A 23,217-nucleotide genomic window follows, 5' to 3' on the forward strand; every position below is an offset into this window, starting at 1 on the left:
ACTTGCCGGGGGGATCCGAAGGGGTGTTCGACGCATGAGCCAGCCAGCCTCACCGCTGTCCGAGCAGGAGCAGCAGCAGCTGGTCCGGCGGATCGGCCGGGCCATGCTGCCGGCGTTCCCGGCGGGGTGGCAGCGGGTGCGCGCCGAGTACCGCGCGGCGGGCAGGCACATCGAGGTCGACCTCGCGTTCACCGGCCCGGACGGGCAGTGGCGGCAGGTCCGGCCCCCGATGGACGTCGTGCAGCTGTTCGGCCAGTTGCGGGCGGGCATGTACACCTCGGAGCGCGGCACGTGGCTCAGCGCGGTGTACGAGCTGGAGGCGCCCGCCGCGTTCGCCGTGGACTTCAACGCCGAGGACGAGCCGCGCTGGCGCAACCCGCCGCCGCTGATCGGCTTCCAGGACGAGCTGCGCACGTTCCCCCGCGCCGACGAGCGCATCCCGGACTGGCTGCGGCAGCGGGTCGGCCTGCCGCCCCGCGTCGAGCCGGTGGCACCGGGCGAGCTGCGCACCGCGCACGTGTACGACGGCCGCGACGAGGCCGGCCGCCCGGTGGTGCACCGCCCGGCCGTGGACGCGCAGCTGCGCGACGCCCTGCTGGCCTACCTGGAGGCCGCCCCGGTCGTGCTGGCCGCCCGGAACCTGGACGTGGACGAGTTCGCGCCCGGCGAGCAGGACGTGCCGCTGAACTTCCGCACCGACGGCACCTGGATCTGGGCCGGCGCGGTGCCGCACTACCTGCGCAAGCACGGCCTACCGCCGGAACCGGCGCTGGTGCGGCACATCCGCGACCGCGAGTTCCGGCCCGCCGAGGTGGACGAGGCCACCCGGGACCGCGCGGTCGCGCTGATCACGGGCGCGTGACGGGGGCCGCCCGCCGCGCCACCCACGCCCACCCGACCAGGACCGCCAGGCCGCACCACACGTAGGCGTTGCCGACGACCTGCTGCCACCACGCCCAGTCCCGCTCGACGTCGTTGTCCCTGGGGAACAACCAGTGCGGCCCCACGGCGAACACGGCCACCACCAGTGCCGCCGCCACCCGGGAGCGCAGGCCGGTGCGACGGGCCGCGCCCAGCAGCACCAGCCCCGGCCCGATCCACACCCAGTGGTGGCCCCACGAGACCGGCGAGATCAGCAGCCCGCCCACGGCGACCGCGAGGAACGCCGTCAGGTCGTCCCCGGCGCGGGAGAACCGCGCCGCCACGAACCAGGCCAGCCCCACCACGAGCAGGCTCACCACCACCCAGGCCACGAGCTGCCCGCCGTCGGACAGGCCCAGCCGGGCCAGCGCCCCGCGCACCGACTGGTTGCTCGCGTAGGTCAGCCGCCCGACCCGGCCCGCGTCCGGCAGCGCGTGCAGCCAGTACCGCTGGGCGTCCGACGGCATGACCAGGAACCCGATGACGCCGAAGACCAGGAACGAGCCGATCGCGGTCAGCACCGGCCGCCACTCCCGGCGAGCCACGAAGTACAGCGCGAACACGGCCGGGGTCAGCTTGATCGCCGCCGCCAGCCCGATCAGCGCGCCGCGCGGCACGTACCGGCGCGGCAGCAGGCAGTCCACGATCACCAGCACCGCGAGGATCAGGTTGATCTGCCCGAACCACAGCGTCTCGCGCATCGGGTCGAACACCGACACCACCGCCGCGACACCGAGGCCCCACACCAGGGCACGCGCGCCCCGGCCGTGCACCCGGACGGCGGCGACCACGCAGAGGGCCGACAGCGACAGCACGTTGACGGCGGCGATGCCGACGATCGCCACCGGCAGCGGCACGAGCGCCACCAGCGCGAACAGCAGCACCGCGATCGGCGGGTAGGTGAACGGCAGGTCGGGCCCGCCGATCGGCACCGCGAACCCGTCGACGTAGACCGGGAAGCCGCCCAGCCACGCCTCGCCGCCAGCGCGGTACACGCGCAGGTCCAACGACCAGCCCAGCGGCCGGAGGGCCACGTAGACGACGTTGGCGACCATGGCGAGCGCCCAGGCGGCCACCACCCACCGCCCGCGAGCATCGAGCCGGACCGGACCGGAGGCCGCCGCAGTAGTCACGCTTCTCCCCTAACCCGCCCCCGATCAGGTGCGACCGGCATCGTAACGAGGGGCCGGATGAGGGCCAGGTCACCGTGCCACCGACATTCTTGCCTACGCAGGGTCAACGGATGACTGCGCAGCGTCCCCTGGTTGGGACATTCGGGGCAACTCTGCGCACAAGAGCGCACGCTCGGGATACCCTGTGCGCATGAGTCCCGCGCTGGAGGCGGTCTTGGCCAAGGCAGGTCTGCAAGTCACCCCCGACGAGTTCCTGTCACTCGTCGCAGACGCGGCCAAGCGACTCGCCCCACCCCACCCCGACCCGTCCGGCTACTTCACCCCGGACCAGCGCGAGGCCCTCACCGAAGCCGGCCTGGACCTCACCCCGCACCGCATCGAGGACGACCAGCCCCGCGCGCGCACGATCGTGGCCCACGCCGTGCTGCGCGACTCCGCCATGACGGTCGCCGAGGCGGCCCGCCAACTGGGCGTCGACACCAGCCGCATCCGCCACCGCCTGGGCGTGGGCAGGCTGGTCGGCTGGAAGGACCGGGGCGCGTGGCGGCTGCCCGCGTGGCAGTTCGCGGGCCACGGCGTCCTGCCCGGCCTGGAAGCGGTCCTCGCGGCCGTCCCGACCGACCAGCCGGCGCTGGTCGTGGCCGGGTTCATGACCTCCGAGCAGGAGGACCTCCTGGTCGAGAACGAGCGCCTGTCGCCGAGGGACTGGCTGCTGGCCGGCGGCGACCCCCGCCGAGTGGCGGACCTGGCCACCCAACTGGGCACGCCGGCCTAGCCACTCACCGCCTCACCGACAGGATCCGAATGTCCCGGCTCCCCCAGCCGCCCGCTCCTGCCGTGCTCCAGGCCACCCTGCGACGCACCGAGGACGTGGTGGCCGTGCACCGCGCGACCAGGCTCGTGAGGATCTTCACGGCCAAGGGCCTGCACCCCCAGCGCTGGAACAGCTTCCGCTACACCGGCCCGCTCCCGCACGCGCGGTTCGACACCCAACCCCCGTCCCCCGACGGGGCCCCGACCCACGCCCACGACCAGGGCGTCCTCTACTTCGGCCTGACCGTGCGCACGAGCCTCGCCGAGGTCTACCAGCAGACGTCGGTGGTCGACCGCCGAACCCGAAGCCCGTTCCTGGTGGTCCTGCGCCCCCGCCGGACCCTGCGCCTGCTGGACCTGGCGGGCCTGTGGCCGACGAGGGTGGGCGCGTCCCAGGAGATCAGCGCCGGCCCGAAACACCTGACCCAGCAGTGGGCCAGGGCGATCAGAGCCGCCTACCCGGAACTGGACGGCCTCTGGTACCGCTCGTCGATGGACTCGGGAGAGCCAGCGGTCTGCCTGTGGGACCCACCGGGCGCAACGGGCCTGCCCCCAGCCCCGGACGTCCTGCTGCCCCTGGAACACCCGGGCCTGGACCTCCCCCTGGCAAGGGCCTGCGAAGAACTGAACTACACCCTTCTCGGCTGACCAAAAGACCAGCAACGCCCCCCGCAGGGTCGTGTTCTCCCCGTAGGGTTGCCGATATTCGGTTTCCGGATGTCACCTGCGGGAAGAACGATTCGAGTTCCTGCGCCGGGTCTGTCCGGTAGATGCTCGGAAGCTCGGCGCGGTCGGGCGGATACTGTTCGACACGTCGGAGGTCAGGCGAGCAGGAGTCGCCTCAGGGCGGGCAGGTCGCGCAGATCTGCCAGCACGTGGTCGGCTCCGGCTCTCCGCAGTTCGTCCATGTTGCTCTGCCCGCTGGCGACTCCGATCACCCGTGCGCCCGCCGCGCGTGCCGCTTCGACGTCTCGCGGCGTGTCGCCGATCAGCACGGTGCGTGGTCCGTCGAACTCGATTCCGGCGCGTCCAGAAGCCCGTGCTCGCGCGATGTGGACCAATTCCGCCCTGTCCCGGTGATCGTCGCCGTAGGCGCTGGATTCGAGGTCGACGTACTGGTCCAAGGCGAACGCCATCAATTTCACGCGCGCTATCGCCCGGAGGTTGCCGGTCAGCACACCTTGGCGCAAAGCCGGTTCTTCGGCGAGCGAGGTCAGTGCCTCCCGCGCGCCTGGCAGCACTCGTCCTCTGCCTGCCAGTTCTTTGCGACCCGCCTCATAGCTCATGGTCAAGGCTTGAGCCAGTCGGCCCACATGCTCGGCGGTGGGCTTCATTTCGTGAAGGACGAGGGTTTCCGCGATGATGTCCGACTCTGTCCGCCCGCTCACGTCGGCGAGTCGCACGAACGGCCGGTCGAACGCGAGAGGCACTGCGCGCTCGTACATCTCGCGCCCCATTCCGCGTGATTCCAGAAGGGTGTGGTCGATGTCCCAGAGCACGAGCACCCGAGGCGTGATCATGACCACCAGTCTGTCCGAACCGATCGACGAACCTCGTCTCGCACGAGCGGTGCAGAATGCCTGGCAGACCTGGCAGACGTCACCCACGCGCTACACCGCGCTATGCGCAACACTGCCCAGCCTCGTCATCGACGTCGAACGGGCTGTTCGGGAGCGTCGGGGCGACAGCGGTGCCGCTTGCCGTGCGGCCGATCGCTGTGCGGCGGACCTCTACGGCCTCGTGCGCACAGTTGCCAAGCGGGTCGAACGTGTGGACTTGTCGCTCCTCGCCGCTGATCGTGCGCTGCGGGCAGCAGAGGCGGCCGATGATCCGCTACGGCTGGCCGCAGCCCGGTGGAACCTGGCTCAAGTGCTCTTGTCCGGCGGCCAGGCCGAAGGGGCGGAAACCGTCGCCCTGCACGCCGTCCGGGAGTTGCGACCCGAGATCGACCGCGACGACCTCGACGCCTTGGCCCTTCACGGTTCGCTCACGCTCGTGGCCGCGATAGCCGCCGCCCGCCGAGGGGAACGGTGGACCGCCCAGGATCGCGTGCGGTCCGTCGAACCGTTGGCCCGACGAACCGGAGAACGCAACACGTGTTGGACCGCCTTCGGGCCGACCAACGTCAAGATGTTCGCTGTGTCGGTGGCTGTCGAAACCGGTTCCGCCGCAGAGGGTCTACGGCTGGCCGAGCAGATCGACCACCACCATTCCCGCTCCATCGAACGCCGCGTCGCCTTCCTGCTCGACCAGGCCAAGGGCTACGAACAACGCCGCGAGCGCCCTCGTCATGCTGGCGGCGACCGAGCGCGAAGCACCCGAAGACCTGAATCACCGTCCGGCCGCGCACCGGCTCCTCAACGCGCTCGTGCATCGCGGACGTCGGATAGTCGCCACCGAAGCCGCACGCCTGGCCACACGTGTCGGAGTTCCGCTCTGATTCCAGCACCCGGGGACAACCCGAGCCACGGGCTCGGACTACTCACCGGTAGCAGGCTTACCGTTGCCGCGTGCCCGTCCAACCCGGACGAGCGTGGGGCGAAAGGTCAGAACATGCGCACGGCAGGCCCGATCTGCGAATCCGTGTGATGAGCCATCGGAGACGATGTGTCCGACCTGCAGGTGCCGCCGTCAGCATTTTCCCACCGGGCGCGCGCCTTTTCCTCCGAGTGCGCAACGAGATCATCGAGGACGGCGCATTCGTCCTCGTCTCACGACTGCTCGGACTTTCGGCCTGAACAGATTCTTCACCGAACTCCACGAAGGACGAACCGTGATCACCCGTACCGGAACAAGCGTCGCTTCCCATGCCCGCATCGAGTCGAACAGTTCGATTGAGTGCGATGTCGTCGCAGGAGAAGTCGAGTTCACGTTCGCCGGCGGAGCGCTCGAACTGACCTTCACCCGCCGAGCCCTGGAGAAACTGATCTCCGAAGCCCGGTGGGCTCTCAGCGCCACGGCCGCCCGTGCCACAACCCGCTGATTCCAGGTCAGGGCAGATCCCGCTGGATGAGGCACGCCAATGGGCGACTTCAGCGTCACGCTCGACGCCACAAGGTTCACCAGGGCAGCACTTCTGGCGGGCCTCCGATCGGACTACGTGGAGCGCACCAACCCGGCAGGGCCTCCACGACGACCGGCCACAGCGGCTCGACCACGAGGTTGATCACGAGGACGCCCTCCTCGACGCGCCCGGCGCAGCGCAGGCCATACGGAGAACACGACGGACCGCACTTCTTCCCCGGCGGTTTGCCCAGCGGCGAGCGCCGCTTTTCAGCTTTCCCCTCACTACTGGAACAACACTTATCCCACCGCCCACCGACAAACCCGCCGCGCTCAACGGCTGACCGCAGCCCTTCTGCGTGGGGCGGACAGGAAGCGGGCGTAGCGGACCTCCGGGAGTTCCTGTTCGCCCAATTCGTAGCGGTGCACCAGGCCGTCGTGTCGCCAGCCGTGGGCTTCGTAGAACTCGCGGCTGCGGGCGTTGTCCTGGAAGACCCACAGGACCGCGTACCGGAACCCCTGGTCCAGCAGGTACCTGACCCCGGCCTCGTGCACCACGTGGCCCGCGCCCGTTCCCCGGTAGCGCGGGTCCGCGTAGATGGCGACCAGCTCGCCCGTGTGCAGGTCGGGGTGGGCGTCCTTCGACTCGCGGACCGCGTCCACCGAGCAGTAAGCGCCGATCCGCCCGTCGTCGCCCACCGCGACGAACACGCGGCTCGGGTCGGGCAGGGACAGCACCCGGGACCAGGCGGGCAGCCGGCTCTCCGGCAGCATCCGGTCCAGCACCGGGTCGTCCACGATGCCTCGGTACGAGTGCTGCCAGGCATCGACGTTGATCCTGGCGATCTCGGGCGCGTCGTCGGGCCGACCGGTCCGCACGGTCCACTGCATCCGGTGAGCGTGCCGCACCGGCTGTCCGGTTCGCTAGCTTTCCACCAAGCCGGAACGAACCGGCACACGGCCCACCCCGCTCTACACCAGCTCCGGCAGTGCCCTCGGCGCTCCCGCGCACACGTACCCCGCGTAGCTCGCGCCCTTGGCCGAGAACCGGCTCGGGTGGAACCGCGACGGGTCCAGTTCGTGGAACCGCGTGCGCACCACGTCCTCGAACAGGCGCTCGGAGATGACCAGCACCAGGTCGCTGTCCCCCTCGGCCAGCGCGCGCCGCACGACCCGCGCGTCGAGCAGCCGGCAGGTGACGATCGGGGCCTGCCCGACCAGGCCGAAGCGGCCGGCGGTGAGCGTGCCGCAGTGCATGGCGAGCCTGATCCGCAGGGGGGTCCCCGCCCGCCTCAGCTCGCGCAGCGCCCGTGCCACGCCCTCGGTGAAGTGGGCGATCACCCAGGCCGTGTCCGCATCGGCGGGCAGCACGGCCAGTTCCCCGTCACCGCGCAGCTGGCGGTACCACTGGGAACGGTCCAGTCCGGCGTCGTGGGCGGCTACGTCCAGCACCTCGCCCAGTCTCGACTGCACCAGCGACTGGTCCAGTGCGTCGAGCTTGCTGTAGCCCTCGACGTCCACGGCGACCACGAGCCGGTAGACCAGTCCGTCGAGTGGTGTCACGGTGTCCAGCATCACTCGCACAGCATCGACCCGCCGTCGCGGAACAACTAGCGGTATCACCGGGTTTCCGACCAGTCGTACGCGATACTGCTCAACACCTCGCGGTCCACGATCGTGATGGTCCGGTACCCCATCCGTATGACGCCCCGGTTGCGCAGCGAGCGGAGTTCCTTGCGCGCGGTGTCCTCCTCCGCGCCGACGAGCGCGCCGAGCTCGCGCTGGGTGAGGCCGAGGTCGATCGTCACGCCCTCCGGCACGACCCGCCCGTACCCGTCGGCCAGCTCTTCGAGCACCCGCGCGAGCCGGACGGACGCCGGGTAGCCGTTGAAGTCGATCCGCCGCTTGTCCGCCCACCGCAGCGTCTGCATGATCATCCGGGTGAGGGCCAGGTTCGCCTCGGGGAAGCGGCCCAGGTACTCCTGGAACGACACGGACGAGATCACCCGGACGTGCGCGTCACTGCACACCGTCACGGTCGCCGAGCGCGGTTCGCCGGTCAGCGCGGCCATCTCGCCGACGACGTCGCCGCCGACCTTGATGCTCAGCAGCGCGACCCGGCCGTTCTCCAGCGTGACGGTCGCCTTCACCACCGCCCGCACCAGCAGCACGACGTGGTCGGACTCCTCCGCTTCGCGCAGCATCACCTCGCCGCGCCGCATCGCCTTGGGCACGCCCAGCTCCAGCAGCGCGCCCTGGCTCTCGGGGGGCAGCAGGTCCAGGAAGGTCCCCGCGGGCCACCTGCCGGCGCGGGGTGTCGGGATCACGGTCATGGACGACCTCCTCGCAGGTCACCAGTGTCCCGCGATCCGCCGTCCCGACCACCCGTTCGCCGAGGCTGAACCCGATCCGCCCAACTTCACCGCGCCCGGCTAACGCCCGACGCCCGGCGAGCGACCCCGCCTCGACCCGGAACCCGACCCCGCGTGCTTCAGGACAGGTGCCGCCCCCACCACTCGAGCACCGCGTCGAACCGCTGCTTGCGGTGCCGGGGCTTGCCCGACCGGGTCAGCTCGTGCCCCTCACCCGGGAACAGCAGCATCTCCGCCTCGACCCCGTTGCGCCGCAGCGCCACGAACATCCGCTGCGCCTGCTCCAGCGGGCAGCGCCAGTCGTGCTCGGAGTGCACCACCATGAACGGCAGCGACACCTTCTCCGCGTACGTCAGCGGCGACATCGCCCGCTGCGCCTCCAGGCCGGGGCCGCAGTACGCGTCGGTGAAGAACCAGCCGATGTCCGACGACCCGGAGAACGAGTCCCACGCGTTGACCGCGCGCTCGCTCCACGCGGCCCGGAACCGCTCACCGTGGTGCGCGGCCAGCCACGACGTCATGAAGCCGCCGTAGGACCCGCCCATCACCCCGACGCGGTCCGCGTCCAGGTCCGGGCGCTCCAGCGCCACGTCGAGCACCGACAGCACGTCGTCCACGTCGACGGTGCCGAACGCGCCGATCACGGCCTGGCCGTGCGCCTGCCCGTAGCCGGCCGACCCGCGCGGGTTGGGCAGCACCACGGCGTAGCCGGCCCGCGCGTACACCTGGGCCTCGTCCCAGAAGCCCCACCCGTGGTACATGAACGGCCCGCCGTGCACCGCCAGCACCACCGGGTGCGGTCCTTCGCCCTCGGGCAGCACCAGCCACCCGTGCACCGGGTACCCGTCCGACGCCGACCCGGTCAGCTCGACCGCCGGCCGCAACGGCAACGCCCCGCCGAACGACGTGAGCACCGCCTCGCCACCACTGGTCCCGGCACCGCCGACCCTCACCACCTCGCCGGTGTTGTCGGTCCACGACACCACGGCCACCACGACGTCACCGTCGGCGGCGAACGACTTCACCTCGGCCCGGTCGCCGGCCAGCAGCTCCAGTTCGGACAGGGTCCACTCGAAGCCGTCCAGCGGCACCCGCCGCAGCTCGACCGCGCCCCGGTTGCGCACCGCGACCAGGGCCGCGTCGCCGACCACCACGGGCGGGCCGGCGAGCTTCTCGCAGTCGACCGTCTCCACGTCCGTCAACCGGGTCAGCGACCCGCCGGAGTACCGCCAGAGGCTGGTGTTGCGGGCGACGCTGTGCACGCCGGTGAACTCGGTCCCGTAGAAGACCAGGCCGTCCGCGCAGGCCACCGGGGCCGCCGCCTGCCCGCGCGACTGGAGCAGCAGCACCGGCTCGCCGCCGGCGGCGGGCACCGAGTACAGGTCGGTGTTCAGGGTTTCCACCGCGCCCAGGTCGCGGTCGGCGACGAAGACGAGCGCCGTGCCGTCGGCCGTCCACGTCGGGTCGGACACGGTGAAGGCGCCGTCGGTCAGCGCGACCGGCGCGGAGTCGTCCAGGTCGACGGTGAACAGCCGGGGCGCTCGGTCGGTGGTGAAGCCGATGTCGTCGAACCGGTAGTCCAGCCGCAGGATGTGCCGGGCCGCCTCGGCGTCCGGTGCCGGCGGCTCCTCGCCCTCGACGGCGGTGGTGCCGTACCGGCCGGGCTCGGGCACGCGCGCGGTGAACGCGAGCCGGGTGGAGTCGGGCGACCACACCGGCACGCCCGCGCCCAGCTTGAGGTCGGTGAGCTTGCGCGCCTCGCCGCCCCGGGTGGACATGACGTGCAACTGCGGCGCGGTGCCCTTCTCTGCGACGCGCAGGAACGCGACCCACTGCCCGTCCGGCGAGATGCGGGGGGCCTGGTCGCGCTCCGCCCACGTCCAGGGCCGGGCGCCGCCGCCGTCGAGCGCCACGGCGCTGAGCCCGCCGCGATAGCCGTTCGCGGTGAGGTCCGGGGTCTGGACGTTGACCAGGACGAGGTCCCCTCGAACCGACACGGAGCCGGGCAGGGTCAGCGACTGCAAGTCATCGGGGCGCACGATTCAGGACGGTACCGCAGAACTCGTTAGCAAGGCTCACGAGAATTTTGACGCTCACAGTTCCTCCGGAACGACTCTGCGCCACCATTCGATCACCCGACGCCGAAAACCGCCGGCCTTCCGCCGGAACTCCCACCGCAACGACCGGAACGGCCGATCCCGAACACGCGGAACGGCCGGTCCCCCGAAGGAGAACCGGCCGTCCGCACACACGGGGAGCGACCTCGCGATCACCCGTCGCCGCGAATAGGAGCAATCGTCACTTCACGACCTTGGCCGCTTCCGGGTTGCGCTTCACCTTGATCAGCGACGCGATGGTGGTAATCACCAGCACACCCACGATCACCGAGAGCGACAGCTCGATCCCGATGGTCGGCACCGGCAGCGGCTCGCCCCCGTTGAGGAACGACAGCGAGTTCGTGTGCAGCGCCTCCAGGATCAGCTTCACGCCGATGAAGCCGAGGATCACCGACAGGCCGATCGACAGGTACACCAGCTTGTTCAGCAGGCCGCCGAGCAGGAAGTACAGCTGGCGCAGGCCCATCAGCGCGAACGCGTTGGCGGTGAAGACCAGGAACGGCTCCTTGGTCAGGCCGAAGATCGCCGGGATCGAGTCGAGCGCGAACAGCAGGTCCGTGGTGCCGATCGCCACCATCACGATGAACATCGGCGTCACGAACCGCTTGCCGTCGATCTTCACGAACGACTTCGAGTCGTGGTACCGGTCGGCGACCGGGAACACCTTGCGCACGAACCGCAGCGCCGCGTTCTCCTTGTAGTCCTCTTCCTCCTCGTTGTGGTCCGTCCGCGCCAGCTTGTAGCCGGTGTAGATGAGGAACGCGCCGAAGAGGTAGAACACCCAGCTGAACTTGGCGATCACCGCCGCGCCGACCGCGATGAAGATGCCGCGCATGATCAGCGCCATCACGATGCCGACCAGCAGCACCTTGTGCTGGTGGATCGCCGGCACCTTGAAGGTGGTCATGATGATCAGGAAGATGAACAGGTTGTCCACGCTGAGCGAGTACTCGGTGATGTACCCGGCGAAGAACTCGCCCGCGTACGTGCCGTCGTAGAAATACCAGATGCCCAAGCCGAACGCGACCGCGACCGCGACGTAGAACGTCACCCACCGACCGGCTTCGCCGATGGTGACCTCATGCGGTTTGCGGTCGACGATGAACAGGTCGATCGCAAGCAGGACGAGCAGACCTGCGATCGTCGCGATCCACAACCACGCGGGAACAGCCATCGAAACACCTCCGGTACATCGCGCGCACGCCAATGACCGGAGGTCTCCTCCGTCGGTTCGAGAACCGACCGGCGGCACCGGGACCCCGACGCTGGGCTCCGTGCTGACGACACCGCCGCTCAGGGAGTACTCCCCTCCAAGCTGGGGACAGTCTCACGCATGACCGCCGGTTCGCGCCAGTCGTGGTGATCGGACCCACCCGCCCGTGGCGCTCCACGCTGAGAACGACCGACCCCAGCGACGACGTGTTCTCAGCAAAACCGGCCTCGAGGCGGCGTTCCGCCTAAGGTCAACAAGGTGGCCCTCCCCTCCCGCCTCCGCGGCAGGTGGTCGCTCCCCGCGCTGGTCGTGCTCGTCGCCCTGGTGGGCGCCGTCGTGGTCTGGACGCGGTCGGGCGGCGAACCGCCTCCGGTGGCCCACCGCGACGCGCTGATCGACGTGCCGGAAAGCCCCGGCAGCGATCGGACGATCCAGCTCGACACCACGCTGTACCTGCCCGAGCGCACGCCCGCGCCCGCCGTGCTGCTGCCGCACGGCTTCGGCGGCAGCAAGGACAGCGTGACCACCCAGGCGACCGAGCTGGCCCAGCGCGGGTTCGTGGTGCTGACCTACTCGGCGCGCGGCTTCGGCCGCAGCTCCGGCCAGATCGCGCTGAACTCGCTGGACCACGAGGTCCGCGACGCGCAGAAGCTGCTCGACTGGCTGGCCACCCGCGAGGAGGTGCGCACCGACGCGGCGGGCGACCCCAAGGTCGGCGTGACCGGCGGGTCCTACGGCGGCGCGCTGGCGCTCTCGCTGGCCGGCGTGGACCGCCGGGTGGACACCATCGCCCCGGTGATCACGTTCAACGACCTCGGCCAGGCGCTGCTGCCGAACTCGGCGCGCGCCGACTCGGTCGACACCGCCTCGCCCTCGCCCGGCGCGTTCGGCGAGGACGGCGTGTTCAAGCGGTCCTGGGCGGGCATCTTCTTCTCCGCCGGCCTGTCCGGCGGCGACCTGGCCAGCCCCGGCCAGGAGGCGCAGGAGCCGGGGCAGCGCACCGAGACCGGCGTGCCGGACACGTCCGCGGACCAGCCGGGCGGCACCCGCCCGACCGGTCCGGTCACCGGGGCGTGCGGCCGGTTCCAGGCCGACGTGTGCGCCGCCTACACCGACGTGGCGACCACCGGCCGGGCGAGCGAGCGGACGCTGGAGCTGCTGCGCCGCTCGTCCCCCGCGACGGTGACCAACCGGATCACCCAGCCCACGATGATCGTGCAGGGCGAGCAGGACACCCTGTTCGGCCTCGACCAGGCCGACGCGAACGCCCGCCAGATCGCCGCGAACGGCGCGAAGGTCAAGGTCGTCTGGTACTCCGGCGGCCACGACGGCGGCTCGCCGGGCCCCGAGCTGCGCTCGCAGATCGCCGACTGGATGGCGTTCCACCTGGAGGGCAGGGGCGCCGACCCGGGCGTGAGCTTCGAGTACACCGTGGTCGGCGCGTTCCGCAGCAGCGGCACCCCGTCGCTGCGCACGGTCGTCGCGCCGCACTACCCGGGCCTGCCCGGCGCGGGCCCGATCGACCGCCGCGCCGTCGCGCTGACCGGCCGCGACCAGACCGTGGTCAACCCGGCGGGCGGCAACCCGGCGGCGGTGAGCAACCTGCCCGGCCTGGGCTCGGCGCTGTCCCGGTCCAGCTCGATAGCCTCGCGGCTGTCGGTCGACCTGCCTGGCCAGGCCGCCGTGTTCAACTCCGAGCCGCTCACCTCGCAGGTGCTGCTGACCGGCGCGTCCACCGTGCGGCTGCGGGTCTCGGCGGTGCCCGGCCAGCCGGTGCCTCCGGAGGGCGCGGTGCTGTTCGCCAAGCTCTACGACGCGGACTCGAACGGCGTGCGCACCCTGCCCGGCTCGGCCGTCGCGCCGATCCGGGTGCGGGACCTGCCCGCCGACGGCAGCCCGGTCGACGTGACCGTGGCGCTGCCCGGCGCGGTGCGCCCGGTGGAGAGCGGGCACCGCCTCCAGCTCGTGGTGTCCACGACGGACCAGGCGTACCAGAACGCGAACGAGCCGGCGGCCTACCGGGTCGGCCTGGCCGCGCCGGACCTCTCGGTGCCGGTGGTGCCGGGCGTGAACGCGACCAGCGAGGTCCCGACGACCGCGCTGTGGGGCATCGGGATCGTGCTCATCGTGTGCGCGCTGGCGGGCGTGGTGGCGTGGTTCCGGCGCAGGCTGACCGCCGACGTCGACCCGGAGCTGTCCGGCGTGCCGCTGGTGATCTCCGGCCTGACCAAGTCCTACCCCGGCGGCCTGACGGCCGTGCGGGACCTGTCGTTCCGGGTGGAGCACGGCCAGGTGCTCGGCCTGCTCGGCCCGAACGGCGCGGGCAAGACCACCACGCTGCGGATGCTGATGGGCCTGATCCAGCCCACCGAGGGCGAGATCAGGGTGTTCGGCCACCGGATCGTCCCGGGTGCCCCGGTGCTGTCCCGGATCGGGTCGTTCGTCGAGGGCTCCGGCTTCCTGCCGCACCTGTCGGGCCGGGCCAACCTGCACCTGTACTGGGCGGCCACCGGCCGGCCGGTCGAGCAGGCGCACTTCGACGAGGCCCTGGAGATCGCGGGCCTGGGCGACGCGGTGCACCGCCGGGTGCGCACCTACAGCCAGGGCATGAGGCAGCGGCTGGCGATCGCGCAGGCCATGCTCGGCCTGCCGGACCTGCTCGTGCTCGACGAGCCGACCAACGGGCTCGACCCGCCCCAGATCCACCAGATGCGCGAGGTGCTGCGGCGGTACGCGGCGGCCGGGCGCACCGTGCTGGTGTCCTCGCACCTGCTCGCCGAGGTCGAGCAGACGTGCAGCCACGTCGTGGTGATGCACAAGGGCACCCTGGTCGCGGCCGGCCCGGTCGAGGAGATCGCCACGGGCGGCGGCGAGGCCAGCTTCCGGGTCGACCGGCCCGAGCAGGCCGCCGAGGTGCTGCGCGGCCTGGCCGGCGTGCAGAGCGTGTCGGTGGACGGCGAGCAGGTGCACGCCGGCCTCAACGGCACCCCGCGCGCCGAGGCGCTGCAAGCCCTCGTGGCCGCCGGCGTGGCGGTGGACCAGGCCGGTCCGCGCCGCCGCCTGGAGGACGCGTTCCTGGAGCTGGTGGGCGAATGACCGCACCTGCCCACCCGGCCCGGCGCGGCACGCCGGCGCACCACCCCGGACCGGCGGTCCCGGTCACGACCACCCACCGGCCGGCCCGCCCGGCCGCACCCCGACACCGGAAGGGGGCGGGCGCATGAAGGCCACCGGCGACGGCGGCGGCGTGCACACCGATCCGTCGGCGATCTCCGACCTCACCGACGCCGCCGCGCAGGAGCACCCGGAGGTCGCGGCGGACGGCTCCAAGGTCGGCTACCGGGCCGGTCGGACGCTGCCGATCCGGGTCGAGCTGATCCGGCAGCTGCGGCGCAGGCGGACCCAGCTCGTGCTGGGGTTCCTGGTGCTGCTGCCGTTCATCCTGGTGGTGGCGTTCGAGCTGGGGCAGTCCTCGCCGAACCGCAGGTCCGGCGGGTTCGTCGACCTCGCCACGGCCAGCGGCGTCAACTTCGTGATCCTGACGCTGTTCGTCAGCGGCAGCTTCCTGCTGCCGATGATCGTCGCGCTGTTCTTCGGCGACACGATCGCGTCCGAGGCGTCCTGGTCGAGCCTGAAGTACCTGCTCGCGGCTCCGGTGCCCCGGCACCGGCTGCTGCGCCGCAAGGCGCTGGCCTCCGGCCTGCTCTCGCTGTTCGCGCTGGTCCTGCTGCCCGCCGTGGCGCTGGGCGTCGGCGTGCTCTGGTACGGCGCGGGCGAGGCGGTCAGCCCGACCGGCGAGGCGGCGTCGTTCGGGTCCGGCGTGTACGGCGTGGCGCTGGCGGTCTGCTACATCTCCGTCCACCTGTTCTGGGTGGCGGGGCTCGCGCTGTACCTGTCGGTGTCCACGGACGCGCCGCTCGGTGCCGTGGGCGGCGCGGTGCTGGCGTCGATCCTGTCGCAGATCCTCGACCAGATCACCGCGCTGGAGAACCTGCGCGACTACCTGCCGACGCACTACGCGCTGGCGTGGGCCGACCTGTTCTCGTCCGACGTGGACTGGTCGCAGATGGCCCGGGGGACGTTCTCGGCGCTGGCGTTCGGCGCGTTCTTCACGCTGCTGGCGGCCCGCAAGTTCGCCCGCAAGGACATCACGAGCTGACCTGCCGGCTCACCGGGAGTCGTAGTGCTCCCGGTGAGCCGGCACCTGCTCGATGTCCGCCTCCGCCCACGACTTGATCGTTGCCGTCACCGGCCGCGGGCTGCGCCCCAGCGACCGCAGGGTCTGCGCCGGCATCTTCTTACTGACCCCGGTGATGGTGCGGTTCAGCTCGCTGTAGCGGCGGGAGCCGTCCGCCGGCGCCACCAGGACCAGGCCGACCCACTTGTCGGCGATCCGGTCCAGCAGCTCCCGGCTGGAACTGGTGGACGCCCCGACCCCCGGTGCCGGGTCCGGGCCAGGTGCGGATCAAGGTGGCGGCGGCGGTGCACCCCTTCGACCTCGCCACCAGGTCGGGCGCTGCACGTCGCCGGCCTGCTCCCCACCCGCCCGGTCACCGGGATCGGCTGGGACGTCGCCGGCGTGGTCGACGCCGCCGGGCCGGCGACGGGCGACGGCACCGCCCCGGTCTTCGCGGTCGGCGACGCGGTGATCGGCCTGCGGGACCGGCGGCCGGCGGCCACGGGGACCCGGGCGGACTTCGTCGTGCTGGACGCGTCGGCCGTCGCGCACGCACCGCGCTCGGTGTCGGCCGTGGTGGCGAGCAGGTGCCGCTGCCCGGGTCGACCGCGCTCCAGGCGCTGAACCTGCTGAACCTCCCACCCCGGCGGCACCGTCCTGGTGCCCGGCGCGGGCGGGGCGGTGGGCGGGTTCGCCGTCCAGTTGGCCGTGGAGCGGGGCTTGCACGTGGTCGCCTCGGCCCGGGAACCCGTGCCCGGCGCGCGGTAGTCCGTCCGCGCCCGCCACCTGGCACCACTCGCCGACCTGGTGGACCGGGACCGGCTCCGCCTGCCCCCTCCGACGACCCTGCCCCTCACCGAGGTGGCGCGGGCGCACTCCGGGACGCCGGGCAAGGTCGTGCTGCTGCCCGAGGCGACCTGACGCTCAGGACCCCATGTGCTCCCCCGCCGCCACCGGCCGCTTGGCCTTCGGCAGCTTCGCCACGACCGCGTCGTACGAGCGGTCGAGCAGTTCCCGCACGTCGTCCTCCGGCACGCTGCCGCCGAGGTGCAGGCGGTTCCAGCCGTAGCGGCCGATGTAGGCGCTGACCGTGATGTCGTCGGGGAAGCGGTCCCGCCACTCGGCCGCGTCCTCGGCGTCCACGCCCGACTTCACGCCCACCGACCCCGTCGACAGGCCGATGAACGCGAACGCCTTGCCGCCGACCTTGCAGACGAGTTCGTCCTCGCCCCACGGGTAGGTCTCCTCCGCGCCGGCCTTGGCCAGGCAGTGCGCGATCACCTCGTCCAGCGTCACCCCGCCCTGCCGACCCCGGCCGCGTCCATGCCCCGCAGCTCCTTCTTCAGGTCCTGGATCTCGTCGCGCAGGCGGGCGGCGAGTTCGAACTGCAGCTCACGGGCCGCGTTCATCATCTGGTCGGTCAACTGCTGCACCAGGTCGGCCAGCTCCGACCGCGCCATGGTGCCGGTGTTGCGGTCGACCAGGACGCCCGAGCTGCGGCCGTTCGCGCCCGGGTCGCCGGTGGGCTTCTTGCCCCGCGACGCGTTGCGGCCCGAACCGCCCGGCGCGATCGCGTCCTCCGCCTCGGCGTAGACGGTCTCCAGGATGTCGGTGATCTTCTTGCGCAACGGCTGCGGGTCGAGGCCGCGCTCCTCGTTGTAGGCGATCTGCTTGGCCCGCCGCCGGTTGGTCTCCTCGATCGCGTGGCGCATCGAGTCGGTGACGCGGTCCGCGTACATGTGGACCTCGCCGGACACGTTGCGGGCCGCGCGGCCGATCGTCTGGATGAGGCTGGTGCCCGAGCGGAGGAAGCCCTCCTTGTCGGCGTCCAGGATGGAGACCAGCGAGACCTCCGGCAGGTCGAGGCCCTCGCGCAGCAGGTTGATGCCGATCAGCACGTCGTACTCGCCCAGCCGGAGCTGGCGCAGCAGCTCGACCCGGCGCAGCGTGTCGACCTCCGAGTGCAGGTAGCGCACCCGGATGCCCAGTTCGAGCAGGTAGTCGGTGAGGTCCTCGGCCATCTTCTTGGTCAGCGTGGTGACCAGGACGCGCTCGTCGCGCTCGGCCCGCGCCCGGATCTCGTGCACCAGGTCGTCGATCTGGCCCTCGGTCGGCTTGACGACCACCTCGGGGTCGACCAGGCCGGTCGGGCGGATGACCTGCTCGACGAACTCGCCGCCCGCCTGCCCCATCTCGTACGGGCCGGGCGTCGCCGACAGGTACACCGTCTGGCCGATCCGGTCGGCGAACTCCTCCCAGGTCAGCGGCCGGTTGTCCAGCGCGCTGGGCAGCCGGAAGCCGTGCTCCACGAGGTTGCGCTTGCGGGACGCGTCACCCTCGTACATGCCGCCGATCTGCGGCACCGTCACGTGCGACTCGTCGATGACCAGCAGGAAGTCGTCCGGGAAGTAGTCGATCAGGGTCGCCGGGGCGGTGCCCGGACCCCGGTCGTCGATGTGCCGCGAGTAGTTCTCGATGCCCGAGCAGAACCCGACCTGACGCATCATCTCGATGTCGTAGGACGTGCGCATCCGCAGCCGCTGCGCCTCCAGCAGCTTGCCCTGGCGCTCCATCCTGGCGAGCTGGTCGGCGAGTTCCGCCTCGATGTTGGCGATCGCCTTCTCCATGCGCTCCGGACCGGCGACGTAGTGCGTCGCCGGGAAGATGCGCAGCTCGTCGACCTCTTTCACCACGTCACCGGTGAGCGGGTGCAGGTAGTACAGCTTGTCGATCTCGTCGCCGAAGAACTCGACCCGCAGCGCCAGCTCCTCGTAGGCCGGGATGACCTCCACCGTGTCGCCCCGGACGCGGAACGTGCCCCGGTTGAACGCCACGTCGTTGCGGGCGTACTGGATGTCGACCAGGGCGCGCAGCAGCAGGTCGCGGTCGACCTCCCCGCCCACCTCCAGGTGGATCGACCGGTCGAGGTAGGACTGCGGCGTGCCCAGGCCGTAGATGCACGACACGGACGCCACCACGATCACGTCCCGCCTGGTCAGCAGGCTCATCGTGGCCGAGTGGCGCAGCCGCTCCACGTCCTCGTTGATCGAGGAGTCCTTCTCGATGTAGGTGTCGGTCTGCGGGATGTACGCCTCGGGCTGGTAGTAGTCGTAGTAGCTGACGAAGTACTCCACCGCGTTGTCGGGGAAGAACTCCTTCAGCTCGTTCGCCAGCTGCGCCGCGAGGGTCTTGTTCGGCGCCATCACCAGCGTCGGGCGTTGCAGCTTCTCCACCAGCCACGCCGTGGTGGCGGACTTGCCCGTACCGGTCGCGCCGAGCAGGACGATGTCCTTCTCGTTGGCCCGCACCCGCCGTTCCAGGTCCGCGATCGCCGCCGGCTGGTCACCCGCGGGCTGGTAGTCGCTGACCACGCGGAACTGCCCGTCGGTGCGCGGGATGTCGCCGACGGGGCGGTGCGCCGAGTGCGCCTTGACCGGGATCTCGGTAGGGAAAGCCACGGGTACGACGGTACGCCCCGGGTACGACAATCTCCGGTCGCCCCAGGTCAGCGCAGGTGAGCCGGGTCAGCAGTCACAGCAGGAGCAGTCGCAGCACCCGTCACCGCCACCACCGCCGCGCCCGTGGCCGCCGCCGCAGTCGCACCCGCCCGACCCGCAGTCACAGCCCCCGGACCGCCACTTGCCGCTGAACGGACCGGGGTACGGGTCGCGGCAGCAGTACTGGCACGTCCCGCACTGGTAGAAGAACGCCAGGCAGCCGAGCAGCAGCCCCCGTTGCTTGGGCGGGTGCACCAGCTCGGGCCAGAACCACAACCCACGCCCCGGACCGGGCTCCTTACCGCGCCGGTCCCACCGGGTAGGCCGCGACGGAGGCTCGTTCCCGCCACCCCCGTACGCAGCAGCCGGCGGCACACCCCCAGGCGGCGGCACGCTGCCGTACGCCCCGCCCCACTGACCGCCGCCACTCCCACCCGCACCGCTCCAACCCCCACCGACCCCACCCGGACCGTTCCCACGGCCATGGGCACCGTGGGCACGCGGCTCCTCGAACGCCCGCCGAATCGACTCCCGCACCTCGTGCACCAACAACGCGTGCACCAGACGCCCGTCCACGAAGTCCACTTCGCGCAACGCCAGCTCGATCCCCCACGCCGCGTCGTCGCACAACCGCCGCGCCTCCTCCACCGACGTGCCGGTCACCTCAAGCGGGTTCCACGCGCCCGACGCGCGGTCCTCCTCCAGGTCCTCCACGGCGTCGATCAAGTGCGCCAACCGCCCGAACAGCCGCCCGACCTCGCGCAGCGGCACCGCGTTGCCGGGCCGACCGGCCAGGATCGCGGTCTGCGCGACCGCCTCGCCGCTCGCGGTCTCCGTCGGCTCCGTCACCAGCAGCACCGAGCTGCCCAGCCCCGCCGACGCCTCCACCGAGGACTGCCGCTGCACCGCGTCGACCAGCACGGCCGTGTCGAACCCCAGGTCCGCCCCCGTCTCCGCAGCCTGGCGGGCCCACCGCCGCGCGACCTGCCGCCCCACACCCCGCGCGGGCGCGCGCGAGAACGCCCCGTCGCGGTCGTCCACGTGGTCGCCGACCTTCGCCGACGCGAGCACCAACGACACCGTCGCGGCCAGTCGCGCTCCCGCTCCCACGGCCACGTCGGCGGACTTCATGCCGCGCAACGCGCACGGACCCGCCGAACGCCGTGAACGGGTCGTCTGGGCCTCTACGAGCGCCGAGATGACGAGCCCGTCGTAGTTCGTGACGACGCGCGCGAGGTGCCCGTGGTCGTCGCGCAACGCCAAGCACAGGCCACAGAGGTGCGCCAGCCACGATTCCCGCAGGTCGGAGCTCAGGCGGTTGCGGCACGGCCGGATGATCCCGAACATGGCGGAAGAGTAAGGGATCATCATACTTTCGGGTGACAGATTCGGGTGTTCGGCGGCCCGTCGTGCCTAAAGTGCGCGACGTGACGCTGAGCGCGGCAGGGACCTCACAAATGCACATCCACCCGCCGAAGATCGAGTACTTCGACCTCGACGCCAAGAGCAACACGGACCCCAAGGGGCACCTGCGCGGCGTCGAGGAGTACCGGCTGACCCAGCACGGGCTGTACATGTCCCGCCCCGTTCCGGGCCACCCGCAGCTCTCCCACTTCGAGTCCTGGCTGCTCCCGTCACACGGCCTGCGCCTCACCCGGCAGTCCTGGCACCCCGGGCACGAACGCGACTACGACTTCTACGTGGACGTCGTGGAGATCAGCTCCAGCGGGTCCGTGTGGAAGACCGTGGACCTGTACCTCGACCTGATCGTGCGCACCGGCCGCAGCGTGACCGTGTTGGACACCGACGAACTGCTGGCCGCGCTGGACAAGAACCTCATCCAGCCGCACCGCGCGCAGTGGGCGCTGGAAACCACCTACCGCGCCGTCGCCGGCATTTCCGCCCACGGGCACGACGCCGTCCGGTGGCTGGCGTCGCAGGGGATCGTCACCACGTGGCGCCGGAGGTAATACAGAGGGTGAGACATGCTGGTCAACCGCCATCCGAGGTCGTTCACCGGATAGAGACCGATACACCTACAGACCGTGATGTAACGAATCGACCCGCAGTGTTACCGGCCGCACACTTACGGCTACCCTCGGGTCGCGTGGGAGCGGTCATCACACCTCAGCTGGTCGACGTTGTCGACACCGTCAGCGCAGTTCGGAGCTATTCGTCGGGCATGTCCCGACATCTGACGACCTGCCGCGTGGAGAGCTGGGGGCTGCGCCTGGAATGCCCCACGCCGGAGGACCCGTTCTCCGATTCGGAGGTCACCTGGTTGATGCCGGACCTCGGTCTGCGCCTCACCCACCACCGACCCCGCTCACGTCACGCGAGGAGCGGTCCGAGCGTCCTGACGGCCGTGCGCGTCCTGCGCGACGGGCGCTCGTGGCGCACCACGGACCTGCTGCTCGGCTTGGCCGTGCCCGGCGGGACGACCGCCCGGATCGTCCGCTCCGAGGAGTTCGCGGCGGCCGTCGCCGGGGGCGTGCTCAACCCCGACGACGCCGACCAGGCCCTCCGCACCGTGCACCGGACGTTGGAAGAGGTCAGCCTGCACCGGCACGACCTCGGCGTGTGGCTGACCCACCGGGGCATCTACGACGTCTGGCCGTCCCTGTAGAAGGCGTCCATCCGGGCCGTCGCGGCGACCATCCAGGGCTCCTTCGCCTGGTTGTACGCCTGGCCGTGCGCGTCGCCGGCGTGCTGCCGCGCGAGGTCCAGCTTGAGGTCGCGGTACTCCTGCCGGGCGACGGCGTCCCGGCGCAGCCAGTCCCGGAACCGCAGCGCCCACTCCCACCCCGGCCCGCCCTCGACCCGGACGTGCAGGTGCACCCGCCGCTTCGGGTCGGCCCCGGCGTGCACCCGCTTGGTCCACTCGGCGAGTTCGCCGTGCCGGGCGGTGTCGGTGAGCGGACCGCAGTTCGGGAACCCGGCCGCCGCCAGCGCGGGAGCCAGCGAGTCGGCCTCCTCCAGCGACGACACGCCGAGCTGGAAGTCCAGCACGTCCTTGGCCGCCAGACCGGGCACGGACGTGGACCCGATGTGCTCGATCCGGCGGTCACCGGCGACGAGCGAGATCCGCGCCGCCACCCGCGCGGCCTGCTCGGGCCACGTGGGGTCGTAAGGCACCACCTTGGGCGGGCCGGACGCGTAACGGCCCAGGCGGATGTTCGCCTCGTACGGGACCAACCGGTCCGCCCACAGCTCGTCCACGACGGAAAGCACACGATCGGGTGTACCTGAGTTGTCGAGCCAGACGTCCGCGACGGCCCGGCGCTCGGCGTCGGAAGCCTGCTTGGCGATCCGCCTGCGGGCGTCCTCCTCGGCCAACCCCCGCCCGACCAACCGCTCGACCCGCACGTCGGGCGCGGCGTCCACGATCAGGACCAGGTGGTACATCGGCGCGAGCCCGTTCTCGACCAGCAGCGGCACGTCGTGCACGACCACGGCGTCGGCCGGCGCGGCGGCGATCACCTCGGCGGTGCGGGCGGCGATGCGGGGGTGCGTGATGCCGTTGAGCGTGGCGCGGGCCGAATCGTCGCTGAACACCCGGGCGGCCAGCGCCCCCCGATCGAGGACCCCGTCCGAGTCGACGACGTCACCGCCGAACGCGGCCACGACCTCCGCGAGCCCCGCCGTCCCGGGTGCCACCACCTCCCGGGCCAACAGGTCGGCATCAACCACCACCGCCCCGTGCTCGGCCAACCGCCCGGCCACCGTCGACTTCCCAGACCCGATGCCCCCGGAGAGGCCCACGCGCAACATCACCCCAGTCTGCCCACCCCCCACACACCCCGGCCTCACACCCCCCGGCCCCGGCCTCCACTCCCCCTCACCCCCAACTCCCCCGCACCCCACACACACCGCACCCAACGTCTGCGTGTCATCCCCGTGTGGCCTCCCGCAGGGGACCGCGCTTGGCCAGGGAATGCAAGCACGCTTTCCGCTTGCATTCCCTGGCCAAG

General features: G+C 71.5%; 22 protein-coding genes. 10 read left to right on the forward strand and 12 right to left on the reverse strand.

Features of this window, described 5'->3' with window-relative positions:
- Window positions 1-34 precede the first annotated feature (34 nt).
- Window positions 35-862 (forward strand): hypothetical protein, encoded by an 828-nt coding sequence (locus tag AB0I60_RS35180; protein ID WP_360737956.1) that lies wholly within the window; start codon window positions 35-37, stop codon window positions 860-862.
- Here the strand turns inward: AB0I60_RS35180 and AB0I60_RS35185 are convergent.
- Window positions 849-2,054 carry a glycosyltransferase 87 family protein gene (locus AB0I60_RS35185; RefSeq protein WP_360737958.1) on the reverse strand — a complete coding sequence of 402 codons (1,206 nt, stop codon included), beginning with the start codon at window positions 2,052-2,054 and terminating at the stop codon, window positions 849-851. The genes AB0I60_RS35180 and AB0I60_RS35185 overlap by 14 nt on opposite strands.
- A 190-nt stretch (window positions 2,055-2,244) precedes the next feature.
- Between AB0I60_RS35185 and AB0I60_RS35190 the strand changes: the two genes are divergently transcribed.
- A complete protein-coding gene (locus AB0I60_RS35190) occupies window positions 2,245-2,829 on the forward strand; it encodes a DNA-binding protein (protein WP_360737960.1) in 585 nt (194 codons plus the stop codon).
- A 29-nt stretch (window positions 2,830-2,858) separates the two neighbouring features.
- On the forward strand, window positions 2,859-3,515 hold the full coding sequence (locus tag AB0I60_RS35195; protein WP_360737962.1) for an RES family NAD+ phosphorylase: 657 nt from the start codon (window positions 2,859-2,861) through the stop codon (window positions 3,513-3,515).
- 173 nt (window positions 3,516-3,688) lie between these two features.
- Here AB0I60_RS35195 and AB0I60_RS35200 read toward each other — a convergent pair whose 3' ends face one another.
- The gene (locus tag AB0I60_RS35200) at window positions 3,689-4,387 is read right to left on the reverse strand and encodes an HAD hydrolase-like protein (RefSeq protein ID WP_360737964.1); all 699 of its coding nucleotides are present in this window, start codon (window positions 4,385-4,387) and stop codon (window positions 3,689-3,691) included.
- Here AB0I60_RS35200 and AB0I60_RS35205 point away from each other — a divergent pair.
- Together AB0I60_RS35205 and AB0I60_RS35210 are read left to right on the forward strand one after the other, a co-directional pair.
- Window positions 4,386-5,456, forward strand: coding sequence for a hypothetical protein (locus AB0I60_RS35205; protein ID WP_360737966.1), 1,071 nt, complete (start codon window positions 4,386-4,388; stop codon window positions 5,454-5,456). The two genes, AB0I60_RS35200 and AB0I60_RS35205, sit on opposite strands and share 2 nt — an antisense overlap.
- A gap of 184 nt (window positions 5,457-5,640) precedes the next feature.
- Complete coding sequence (locus AB0I60_RS35210) at window positions 5,641-5,850, forward strand: hypothetical protein (protein WP_360737968.1); 210 nt, start codon at window positions 5,641-5,643, stop codon at window positions 5,848-5,850.
- A 353-nt stretch (window positions 5,851-6,203) separates the two neighbouring features.
- Here AB0I60_RS35210 and AB0I60_RS35215 read toward each other — a convergent pair whose 3' ends face one another.
- From AB0I60_RS35215 to AB0I60_RS35235, 5 genes are all read right to left on the reverse strand, one after another.
- The gene (locus tag AB0I60_RS35215) at window positions 6,204-6,761 is read right to left on the reverse strand and encodes a GNAT family N-acetyltransferase (protein WP_360737970.1); all 558 of its coding nucleotides are present in this window, start codon (window positions 6,759-6,761) and stop codon (window positions 6,204-6,206) included.
- Window positions 6,762-6,842: 81 nt separating this feature from the next.
- Window positions 6,843-7,433, reverse strand: coding sequence for a hypothetical protein (locus AB0I60_RS35220; protein WP_360737972.1), 591 nt, complete (start codon window positions 7,431-7,433; stop codon window positions 6,843-6,845).
- A 56-nt stretch (window positions 7,434-7,489) separates the two neighbouring features.
- A complete protein-coding gene (locus tag AB0I60_RS35225; protein ID WP_360737975.1) occupies window positions 7,490-8,203 on the reverse strand; it encodes a Crp/Fnr family transcriptional regulator in 714 nt (237 codons plus the stop codon).
- Window positions 8,204-8,361: 158 nt separating this feature from the next.
- Complete coding sequence (locus tag AB0I60_RS35230) at window positions 8,362-10,281, reverse strand: S9 family peptidase (protein WP_360737977.1); 1,920 nt, start codon at window positions 10,279-10,281, stop codon at window positions 8,362-8,364.
- 259 nt (window positions 10,282-10,540) lie between these two features.
- Window positions 10,541-11,533, reverse strand: coding sequence for a TerC family protein (locus AB0I60_RS35235; protein WP_360737979.1), 993 nt, complete (start codon window positions 11,531-11,533; stop codon window positions 10,541-10,543).
- A gap of 297 nt (window positions 11,534-11,830) precedes the next feature.
- Between AB0I60_RS35235 and AB0I60_RS35240 the strand changes: the two genes are divergently transcribed.
- Window positions 11,831-14,668 carry an alpha/beta fold hydrolase gene (locus tag AB0I60_RS35240; protein ID WP_360737982.1) on the forward strand — a complete coding sequence of 946 codons (2,838 nt, stop codon included), beginning with the start codon at window positions 11,831-11,833 and terminating at the stop codon, window positions 14,666-14,668.
- Between the two features lie 124 nt (window positions 14,669-14,792).
- Complete coding sequence (locus AB0I60_RS35245; protein ID WP_360737984.1) at window positions 14,793-15,731, forward strand: ABC transporter permease; 939 nt, start codon at window positions 14,793-14,795, stop codon at window positions 15,729-15,731.
- A gap of 9 nt (window positions 15,732-15,740) precedes the next feature.
- On the opposite strand, the gene AB0I60_RS35250 is transcribed toward AB0I60_RS35245, so the two are convergent.
- Window positions 15,741-15,977 (reverse strand): winged helix-turn-helix transcriptional regulator, encoded by a 237-nt coding sequence (locus AB0I60_RS35250; protein WP_360738016.1) that lies wholly within the window; start codon window positions 15,975-15,977, stop codon window positions 15,741-15,743.
- A 174-nt stretch (window positions 15,978-16,151) separates the two neighbouring features.
- On the opposite strand from AB0I60_RS35250, the gene AB0I60_RS35255 reads away from it, so the two are divergent.
- Entirely contained in the window at window positions 16,152-16,373 is a 222-nt protein-coding gene (locus tag AB0I60_RS35255) for a hypothetical protein (protein WP_360737987.1), read from the forward strand.
- A 300-nt stretch (window positions 16,374-16,673) separates the two neighbouring features.
- Here AB0I60_RS35255 and AB0I60_RS35260 read toward each other — a convergent pair whose 3' ends face one another.
- The 3 genes from AB0I60_RS35260 to AB0I60_RS35270 all read right to left on the reverse strand — a co-directional run bounded on the left by AB0I60_RS35260 (window position 16,674) and on the right by AB0I60_RS35270 (window position 20,593).
- Window positions 16,674-17,045, reverse strand: a complete 372-nt coding sequence (locus AB0I60_RS35260; protein ID WP_360737990.1) for an MmcQ/YjbR family DNA-binding protein — start codon at window positions 17,043-17,045, stop codon at window positions 16,674-16,676.
- Window positions 17,042-19,207, reverse strand: coding sequence for an excinuclease ABC subunit UvrB (gene uvrB, locus AB0I60_RS35265; RefSeq protein ID WP_360737993.1), 2,166 nt, complete (start codon window positions 19,205-19,207; stop codon window positions 17,042-17,044). Before uvrB ends, AB0I60_RS35260 begins: the two co-directional genes overlap by 4 nt.
- Window positions 19,208-19,273: 66 nt before the next feature.
- Window positions 19,274-20,593, reverse strand: coding sequence for a DUF5685 family protein (locus tag AB0I60_RS35270; RefSeq protein ID WP_360737996.1), 1,320 nt, complete (start codon window positions 20,591-20,593; stop codon window positions 19,274-19,276).
- A 110-nt stretch (window positions 20,594-20,703) separates the two neighbouring features.
- On the opposite strand from AB0I60_RS35270, the gene AB0I60_RS35275 reads away from it, so the two are divergent.
- Window positions 20,704-21,216 carry a DUF402 domain-containing protein gene (locus tag AB0I60_RS35275; protein WP_360737999.1) on the forward strand — a complete coding sequence of 171 codons (513 nt, stop codon included), beginning with the start codon at window positions 20,704-20,706 and terminating at the stop codon, window positions 21,214-21,216.
- 212 nt (window positions 21,217-21,428) lie between these two features.
- A complete protein-coding gene (locus tag AB0I60_RS35280) occupies window positions 21,429-21,872 on the forward strand; it encodes a hypothetical protein (protein ID WP_360738001.1) in 444 nt (147 codons plus the stop codon).
- Here the strand turns inward: AB0I60_RS35280 and coaE are convergent.
- Window positions 21,848-23,017: a dephospho-CoA kinase gene (gene coaE / locus AB0I60_RS35285; protein ID WP_360738004.1), complete on the reverse strand. Its 1,170-nt coding sequence runs from the start codon at window positions 23,015-23,017 to the stop codon at window positions 21,848-21,850. The genes AB0I60_RS35280 and coaE overlap by 25 nt on opposite strands.
- Window positions 23,018-23,217 lie beyond the last annotated feature (200 nt).

Source organism: Actinosynnema sp. NPDC050436 (assembly GCF_040655415.1).
Lineage (GTDB): Bacteria > Actinomycetota > Actinomycetes > Mycobacteriales > Pseudonocardiaceae > Actinosynnema.

What these genes read in the sequence shown, in the direction of transcription:
- AB0I60_RS35180 (WP_360737956.1), top strand. Translation starts at nt 35, where the DNA reads ATGAGCCAGCCAGCCTCACCGCTGTCCGAGCAGGAGCAGCAGCAGCTG.
- AB0I60_RS35190 (WP_360737960.1), top strand. Translation starts at nt 2,245, where the DNA reads ATGAGTCCCGCGCTGGAGGCGGTCTTGGCCAAGGCAGGTCTGCAAGTC.
- AB0I60_RS35195 (WP_360737962.1), top strand. Translation starts at nt 2,859, where the DNA reads ATGTCCCGGCTCCCCCAGCCGCCCGCTCCTGCCGTGCTCCAGGCCACC.
- AB0I60_RS35205 (WP_360737966.1), top strand. Translation starts at nt 4,386, where the DNA reads ATGACCACCAGTCTGTCCGAACCGATCGACGAACCTCGTCTCGCACGA.
- AB0I60_RS35200 (WP_360737964.1), bottom strand. Translation starts at nt 4,387, where the DNA reads ATGATCACGCCTCGGGTGCTCGTGCTCTGGGACATCGACCACACCCTT.
- AB0I60_RS35215 (WP_360737970.1), bottom strand. Translation starts at nt 6,761, where the DNA reads ATGCAGTGGACCGTGCGGACCGGTCGGCCCGACGACGCGCCCGAGATC.
- AB0I60_RS35225 (WP_360737975.1), bottom strand. Translation starts at nt 8,203, where the DNA reads ATGACCGTGATCCCGACACCCCGCGCCGGCAGGTGGCCCGCGGGGACC.
- AB0I60_RS35235 (WP_360737979.1), bottom strand. Translation starts at nt 11,533, where the DNA reads ATGGCTGTTCCCGCGTGGTTGTGGATCGCGACGATCGCAGGTCTGCTC.
- AB0I60_RS35245 (WP_360737984.1), top strand. Translation starts at nt 14,793, where the DNA reads ATGAAGGCCACCGGCGACGGCGGCGGCGTGCACACCGATCCGTCGGCG.
- AB0I60_RS35270 (WP_360737996.1), bottom strand. Translation starts at nt 20,593, where the DNA reads ATGTTCGGGATCATCCGGCCGTGCCGCAACCGCCTGAGCTCCGACCTG.
- AB0I60_RS35275 (WP_360737999.1), top strand. Translation starts at nt 20,704, where the DNA reads ATGCACATCCACCCGCCGAAGATCGAGTACTTCGACCTCGACGCCAAG.
- AB0I60_RS35280 (WP_360738001.1), top strand. Translation starts at nt 21,429, where the DNA reads ATGTCCCGACATCTGACGACCTGCCGCGTGGAGAGCTGGGGGCTGCGC.
- coaE (WP_360738004.1), bottom strand. Translation starts at nt 23,017, where the DNA reads ATGTTGCGCGTGGGCCTCTCCGGGGGCATCGGGTCTGGGAAGTCGACG.